The following is a 6858-nucleotide window of genomic DNA, read 5'->3' as shown; positions in this document are numbered from 1 at the left end:
AATTAAACTACTCCTTGTTAGGTGTCCTCACGTACCAATTAAACTACCAATTAAACTCATGTACCAATTCCAATTAACATCCATCAAGGCCTGTAATGATCAATTACACCGGCATCCATCCAATAAATATCCTGATTACTGGTAAAGAATAACTTGCCATCCTGTGATACAAATGGACAAAGCTGATGAAACTCATTGTTGATTGTTTCTCCCATATTTATAGCTTCAGTCCAGATATTATCACCCGTCTTAAAACTGATATATAGATCGCCCTGGCCGTACCCGTTTTTTCGAATAGAGCAGAAAATGAGGTATGACTCATCCGGCGCAACGAAAACATCCGCTTCATACCGGATAGAGTTTACATTTGCATGGATTTTCTCAGGTTTTTGAAATTCTCCATTTATCCACGCAGACCGGTAAATATCAAAGTTATATTGTTCCTTTTGTCCTGCCTGTACATTCGATGCAAAGTACATGGTGCCTCGATTTGTGAAAGAAATATAATATTCATTTGCGGAAGAATTGATCACATCACCGCCATGTATTGGTGCCGACCAACGGCCATTTTTTGAGCGTTCAATATACCAGATGTCATAATCTTTCTTTTTTCCCGACCGTTCGAGCGGCATATCTGAGATAAAATAAAGCCTGCTCTCATCAGGAGACAGCATAGGGTCATTGAAACTGTACTTTTCGTGTGTTATAATAACTTCAGGTGTACTCCAGACCCCTCTGATAAGTTTGGAATGCAATATTTCTGCCTTTCCTTCCCTGTCGACCCCAAAATAGATCTCTTTTTGATCGTTTGAGAATGTAGAGCCGAACTCATGCCGGTCAGGCAGAGAAATGATGCCGGGAGCGAATATTTTAGGGTGGGTGGAAATGTATGGTTTAGCGGGAGTAACACCCGCATTTTGGGCATGAGCGAAATGAGTTATAGCGAGAAGGCAAGAAATTATGTATTGTTTTATCATTGATCTTTACGGTTGATTTGGCTACTCATATCAAAAATAAACAATTCAATCAATTGGTATGTACCCCACTTGTCCATCACCCATCCATTGGTATGTGTCCTCACATACCATCACCCATCCATGGTATGTGTCCTCACATACCATCACCCATCCCATGGTACGTGTCCTCACATACCATCACCCATCACCCATCCCATGGTATGTGTCCTCACATACCACGATCCCATCCGCAAAAATGTCTCCCCTCACACCACAAATAAATCAATATATTTATTAGATTAACAGATGAAGCCATTCCTCACAGACATATGAATTTTAGTACTTCAAAAAGGCGAGAAAAGGAAAGCAACAGGCAATCTGCAGCAAATGCGATAGCACAAAGACACAGCCATGGAGCCGCTGCCTTTCAGTTTGGAGATAATGATCATCTGGCGATTGCCAATAGCAGTAGACAGGTAAGGCAACTGCAGCATTTTCAGCAACTTGCTGATAATATGATACAGACCCAGGCTGGTCAGACTATGGGAGCTGGTGAGCCCAGTCATGGTGCGGTTGTGCAAAGAATTGTTGATTTAGGAGGTACTATATATAAGCCTCGTAAGCGTAATCATGGCATTCAAAATCTGATCGACCTGGTTAACAATACCAACAATGGAAATATTGAACTCCGGTATGACTGGAAAGCCAGGATCAAGGAATATATGAACGAGCCAGGGGTAGCGCCAAGGGCATTTACAGACATCCACGACCTGATCGACTATCTCAAGAAATCACCAAAAAAGACACAAAGCCAAAAAAATCAGGAACAGGACCAACGGATACAGGGACTAAATACCGGCTATGGGAATACTGAGATGGAGTATGCGAAAATCCTTTCTTATGAAAGTGAAAAGGCATTTGACAATTTTACCGGACAGGTAATGGATATTCAGGAATATGATGATACCAAGATGGATTTGGAAGGTCTGGCCCCTGATGTTAGGTCGACCACCAATGATTTTACACAGACCAATAATCCTTTCATCAATATGCTTGCTTTAGGTAATTCAGATCTTAGCCGGCTGGACTTCATGGGCCCCGGTGGTGTTGAGATTGATACGCTCGGCTATTCAAGCAGGGGTGACAGGTCAGTAGACCCAGGTACCTTGTCTGATAATTTCTCACTTGGCACAGTTAGAATAGGGCCGGATATCAGTTCCTATAAAAGGGAGATGCAAACAAACACAATGCCTGACCAGAATCAGCTCAGCTATCTGAATCCGTTGGAGATGATGCGCCTTCCCCAACAGAGTGTACAAACGGGGATGAAAAGACAGTTGTACAATCAGGGACAGTTTAGCAAGGATCAGGGTATGGGCTACAACCATAATCACAGCAGCGTTGAGTTTGTAGGGGCAGTACACGGCAGTGGCCTCAATCAGCAGCAAGTTACTAATATGCGAAGGCAGCAGACGCTAAGTAATTATGCCATACTGGAAACAGCCAATAATATATGTCCGAATACAGGCATAGGGCAAGTGCTAAGCAATGGAAAGCCCATAGCCACACCCAAGGAAGAGATGGATGCCCTGATGCATTTTATTCAGGTAGTGCAAGACCTAAATTCTACTCAGCAGGATAAAGATCAGGCAAAAAGGGAACTACGCAGGATCTTGGTACGGATACTCAGGGGAGTCACACAGATTGAGGAGATAGAGTCTGACGATGAAAATAATTACCCCACGAGTCCTTATGATCCTAATAGCTATGTTTGATGGTTGGGGAGGGCCGTTTGTTGGGTGGTGTTTGAACGCCCCCTGATTTAATTGGGGATTAAATCTGTCCCGCTCTAAAATTTAGAGAGAGAGGGGTTGATAATTGCTACTGTGCTATGAGCAGGGATAAACTATACAAAAATTTCCTGGACACTGGTCTAATAGGCTTTCAAGAATGCGCTACCCACCCACGTACCATCACAATTGATGACTCGTAGTTCGTAATCACCTGGTTCAAGAATTAATGCACTGTTTTGGTGTATAATCGTTTGATCAGTAGGCACTGCATCTTCATGAGCGGTAGCTTTTATTGCTTGAATTAATGAGCCTTCGTAAGTCAGATATCGATTTGGGATTTTGTAAAAATTAGAATTCGGTGTTCTTAGCCAAATTGGTCTGTTGTAGCGGAACTCCGTTTTTGGATGGTAAACCTGTATATCGATTGAGCCTTGATAAAGGGGCTCAACAAAAGAGGTGCTATCTTCATTTATAAAAACAGTAGGTTTTAAGATAGCTTCTTTCTCTAAGGCATCATGATACAAAGGATTCATTTTTGCGGTATCGTTAATGACTAGCATGCTCTCCTGATCTACCGTAAGTACATCACTTTCCAGTAATTTTTTAAGCTGATAGGCCATTGGCTCATAATTGCTATCTCCCAACTCGAGAATATGTCCATATCCGGCATGTACCAAGACCTTTGCAGCGGAGTCCCGTTTTACCGTTCTGTTGAATAGATTCAAAGCTTGTTCATGGTCGCGGGCAGTTCCATCCAGCCCGTCCTGTGTTTCATATGCCACTAATTTATACCCAATATTTAATGCGTTGGACACCAACAATGCAAAACTGGGATCTTTTGTGTAGTATCCGGTATTATTCAAAGCATAACCACGCTGATCAAGCTGATCATCAATATAACCGAGTGTCTCAAGTGCCAAATATCTATAGCCCTTTTCCCATAAGGGTTTAAGTAGCGAATTTGTAAACATCCTGTTCTGAGAGCTATAGTGAGCTTCATTGATCAATAGAAATTGATACGATTCCGCTTTTGAGGCAATATGTTGTAGGGCATCAATGGACTTCAAATTAGCAAAGTAATCAGGCTTTTCGTATTGATATTCCAGCAAAGCCAGAACCTGCTTCGCTTTCAATAATTCTTCATCATGAAGTGTCTCATTCTCCAGAGCTTGGCTATAATAACTTTTTATTCTATTGATATCATCTTTGTTCACTTGTAGTGAATTATCACTGCGAAAAGGAGCATCCATTGTTGCAAATCGGATCGTATTTTCATAATCTCCAAAGAAAGAAGCAAAAACTGCTAGCCTTTCATTATCCAGAGATCTTTGGCAATAGAGCGCGTAATCAGGTAAAATCATTTTTCCTTCAACTGAAGTTATTTCAGAAAAGAATGAAGTGCGCTTACTGCAGTTCATCATCAACGCTGATACAATTATTGCACTAAATCCAAGAAGCAGTATACGGATCATAGGTGCATTTTTTAGGTTTAGAAAATTTGTCTTCCGGTGAATTTATAAAAATGCGACAATCAGTGCATATATATCTATGTTCACAGTCTTTACATACTTGTACATCATCTTTCTTTATTTTCCATAACTCTTGAAACATTTGATTTGAAATCACTTCAAAAATAGAATCAGCATCAATATGACCAAAACTTTCTGTCTGACTTGGACAATTTTTAATAAATCCACTGGCATCAATGGAAACTTTTTTATTTAAGCAGGTATTGTAATTTAGGGATTCGGTGTAGTGCTCAGTGTTTACACTAAACATAGAAGGACATACAACACCGCAATCACCGGCAGTGAGGGTTTTGTGTGTCATGTAAATTATCTGAACATCTTTAAAGATATCTACAGAAGATTCATTTGCGCCAAAATATACTATTTGAGATAAGCGTTTATGTTTGTCTATCAAAGTTCGTAGTAGATCATCCAAATCTTTATCATATTTCAATACCAGCTTAATATCATTTAAACGTGTATCTAAAGTAAAGCTTAGGAGCTTCTTGACAGTGCTGGGTTTGGCACCATCGAAAAGCCTATATTGCAAACAAGCACAATTTAACTGATCTAGTTGATCAATGACTTCTTTGTATTTAAAATTAGCAAACGAGAGATTGTCAATATCGATAACACAATTTGAAATATGACCAGGATAATCCCATTCATTATTCAGAGCAACAAATCCTCTAAGATCGTCATCAAGAAAGCCTAAGTCGTTTTTAAGAATAAAGGCAAAATACTCATTAAGTATTTCGTGGTTGGTCTTTTCATATTTGGAATAAATGTCTCCGAGTTTGCACTTGTTGTAATTGATTAAGATCTCGTATAGATCGTTAGGAATGTAATACCATTTGCCCCTTTGCAGATCACATATAGTACTTCTTATGGCGCCTTTTACAGGTATACAGTTGGCGTATAGAACTAGGTAGCTATTGTTGTTGGTCATTTAAATCAATAATTAATGATGGGTTTTTGTAAAAAGGAAAACAAGCAATATCCGATGCATTATAGAAAGTTGACTTTGCTGCGGCTTTGGGATATTGGACAACCTTAGTGTTTTCATGCATTTGAGAAAGATAGAAAGACATGTAATTCGTCTTGTGTAATTCATTTCCTGGTATTTCTTTTAATATTATATTCTTTAAAATTTTCATTCCTAAACTTGATTATGCTTTGATATTAGTGTTTTTGCTATTTCTCGTTCAATAAAGAAGTTGCATGGTAGAGATACCATACCAAACTGACCTCCTGAATTGATCTCGAGCAGAACGTAATCATTATTAACTGTTTTAATTATATCAAAAGAGCAAGTTGATAGTTTGAAGTGACGGGCCAGGGTTTCTAATTTGCTCTCCAATTGTTTTGGTAATTGAAAAGGTACTCGTCTGTTAGGATATTTTTTGTTATAAACCCTGAAATCTATACTGGTTTGCTGATCCTTTTGTGAAAAAATTGCCATTGAGTAAAAATTTCCTTCAAGGTAGAATGTGCGGATTTCAAACTTTTTCTCAATGTTTTGTTGGAATAATGATGGGAGAAAAGACTGAGGAATAGATTTGTCGTTCTTGAAATCTATTAGTCGCGTGTAACCGAAATAATGTTCCGATTTGTGCTCAATAGATGGACCATTGGATATAGCTTTTGTTATTAACTGAGCGGACCTGCAGATATCACCAACCTCTGATTTCTTAGTTGAGATATACGTAGGAGGGACTGATATACCCAATTCCCTTGCTTTTAATAATACTTCAATCTTATTTAATTCTCTTACGTCCAATGTATCAAAAGCATTAAAGTCGGATAGAAATTTTAAAAAGAAGTCTGTTACAGACTTTAGTTCCGATTGAGTGAATTTAGTTAACTGCAGTTTTAAAGAATTGATTTTTGACAAGCTCTGATCAAAATACACCTCACTTCTATCTTCAAAACCAAACCATCTGCGGAACCAGACAACTTTGACTTTGGTTAGATCCAAACCTTTTATTTTAATGCTCTTTTCATAGGCATCAATTTTTACCGATATATTTCTGTAAACATCAATTCCATTTAATCTTTTAAATGGAATTTTATAATAGTTAATCCAATCTATTATTCTATCGGTCGTGGCTTCTAGAGATTGACTAATTATTAGAATCATTGTTTTTTAAAAGGATTTTGAGGTTGCCGAGATATTCAGCAACCTCATTAAGTTTTACCAATCCGCGCAAATGTCATAAAGCCTGGCATCCATTACAGAATTATCACCTACATCGGTGTAGGAGTACTCATAGGATTTATCAAGTGAATCGTCCATTTTGCCTCCCTTAATTGACTTAATTTCACACGCATTCATTTTGAATTTTTCACTGTTTAGAGATTCTAAATTTTTCATAGTTAATTTTTTAGATTTAATAATGATTAAAAGTCAATACACGTATCAGTCTGCTTCTTATCACATGTAGTAGTCCCTGCGGTATCAGTGAGTTCATAAGAATAAGTGATAGAATCCTCCATCATTTTTCCTCCCTTAACAAATGATAATTGATCTTTGGGTACTCTAAATAAATCTGCGTTTAAGCTTTCCAGTTTTTTCATAATAATTTTGGTTTTAGTTAATAA

8 protein-coding genes are annotated in these 6858 nt (G+C 38.2%); 1 reads left to right on the top strand and 7 read right to left on the bottom strand.

Going from position 1 to position 6858, the window contains the following annotated elements:
• Positions 1-83: 83 nt before the first annotated feature.
• Positions 84-977, bottom strand: coding sequence for a TolB-like translocation protein (locus C900_RS25800; protein WP_009583361.1), 894 nt, complete (start codon positions 975-977; stop codon positions 84-86).
• Positions 978-1285: 308 nt separating this feature from the next.
• Between C900_RS25800 and C900_RS25795 the strand changes: the two genes are divergently transcribed.
• Positions 1286-2731: a hypothetical protein gene (locus C900_RS25795; RefSeq protein WP_009583359.1), complete on the top strand. Its 1446-nt coding sequence runs from the start codon at positions 1286-1288 to the stop codon at positions 2729-2731.
• A 158-nt stretch (positions 2732-2889) separates the two neighbouring features.
• Here the strand turns inward: C900_RS25795 and C900_RS25790 are convergent, their stop codons facing one another.
• From C900_RS25790 to C900_RS30155, 6 genes are read right to left on the bottom strand one after another with little or no spacing between them, the layout of a single operon-like run.
• Positions 2890-4221, bottom strand: coding sequence for a hypothetical protein (locus tag C900_RS25790; protein ID WP_009583358.1), 1332 nt, complete (start codon positions 4219-4221; stop codon positions 2890-2892).
• Positions 4193-5206 (bottom strand): grasp-with-spasm system SPASM domain peptide maturase, encoded by a 1014-nt coding sequence (gene gwsS, locus C900_RS25785; RefSeq protein WP_009583357.1) that lies wholly within the window; start codon positions 5204-5206, stop codon positions 4193-4195. The genes C900_RS25790 and gwsS overlap by 29 nt, the downstream gene beginning before the upstream one ends.
• Positions 5190-5414: a hypothetical protein gene (locus C900_RS25780; protein WP_040497580.1), complete on the bottom strand. Its 225-nt coding sequence runs from the start codon at positions 5412-5414 to the stop codon at positions 5190-5192. The genes gwsS and C900_RS25780 overlap by 17 nt, the downstream gene beginning before the upstream one ends.
• Before the next feature lie 2 nt (positions 5415-5416).
• On the bottom strand, positions 5417-6397 hold the full coding sequence (gwsG, locus tag C900_RS29025) for a grasp-with-spasm system ATP-grasp peptide maturase (RefSeq protein ID WP_009583355.1): 981 nt from the start codon (positions 6395-6397) through the stop codon (positions 5417-5419).
• Between the two features lie 54 nt (positions 6398-6451).
• Positions 6452-6631 carry a hypothetical protein gene (locus C900_RS25770; protein ID WP_009583354.1) on the bottom strand — a complete coding sequence of 60 codons (180 nt, stop codon included), beginning with the start codon at positions 6629-6631 and terminating at the stop codon, positions 6452-6454.
• Positions 6632-6657: 26 nt separating this feature from the next.
• Positions 6658-6834, bottom strand: coding sequence for a hypothetical protein (locus C900_RS30155; RefSeq protein WP_009583353.1), 177 nt, complete (start codon positions 6832-6834; stop codon positions 6658-6660).
• Between the last annotated feature and the right edge of the window lie 24 nt (positions 6835-6858).

Origin of the sequence: Fulvivirga imtechensis AK7 (genome assembly GCF_000331535.1) — a bacterium.
In the GTDB taxonomy this organism is placed as follows: domain Bacteria; phylum Bacteroidota; class Bacteroidia; order Cytophagales; family Cyclobacteriaceae; genus Fulvivirga; species Fulvivirga imtechensis.
The sequence above is the reverse complement of the archived record's forward strand: the minus strand, read 5'-3'. Positions and strand labels throughout refer to the sequence as shown.